2 protein-coding genes are annotated in these 559 nt (G+C 65.7%); one reads left to right on the forward strand and one right to left on the reverse strand.

Features of this window, described 5'->3' with window-relative positions:
* Positions 1-196: isochorismatase family protein (locus ABD323_RS44590; RefSeq protein WP_344447677.1), on the reverse strand; the 196-nt coding region annotated here is incomplete at its 3' end.
* Positions 197-360: 164 nt separating this feature from the next.
* Here ABD323_RS44590 and ABD323_RS44595 point away from each other — a divergent pair.
* On the forward strand, positions 361-559 hold a 199-nt coding region (locus ABD323_RS44595; RefSeq protein ID WP_344447678.1), incomplete at its 3' end, for a type 1 glutamine amidotransferase family protein.

Below are 559 nucleotides of genomic sequence, written 5' to 3' on the forward strand. Positions count from 1 at the left end.
GGAGGAACAGGGGCGCGTCCTCGCCCCTGGAGTGCTGCACCGCGACGATGGGGATCCCGCTGGCGTTGGCGGCGTCGATCGCGCGAGTGACGCGGGACAGGGACTCCGCGTGCGGCGGGTACTGGACCTCCAACGGGCCGTCGAAGTAGACCTGCTGGACGTCGATGACGACGAGCGCGCGTCGAGTAGTGGTCATGAAGTCCTCCTCGGACTGGCATGGGTCTCGGACTGGGTTCGCTGCGCCACTGGTGGCGCTTCGTGATCGATCCTGCCGAGGCTCTTACCTCCTGGCGAGTGGCGTGAATGCCGATATACAATGAATTCACGCCAAACGGAGGTGACGCCAAACGGAGGTGCGAGGTGCGAATCGGAATCCACGCGTTCGACGGCGTCACGATGTTCCACCTCTCGGTCCCGCAGATGGTCTTCGACGAGGTGACCCGGCAAGGCTTGGCGCACTGGGAGACGTTCCTGTTCAGTGACACGCCGGGCACGATCCGCACCGCTGAGGGTTACCGCATCGGAGACGTCACCCGGCTCGGAGGAGGCCGGGGTGCCG

Origin of the sequence: Kitasatospora nipponensis (assembly GCF_039528135.1) — a bacterium.
Lineage (GTDB): Bacteria > Actinomycetota > Actinomycetes > Streptomycetales > Streptomycetaceae > Kitasatospora > Kitasatospora nipponensis.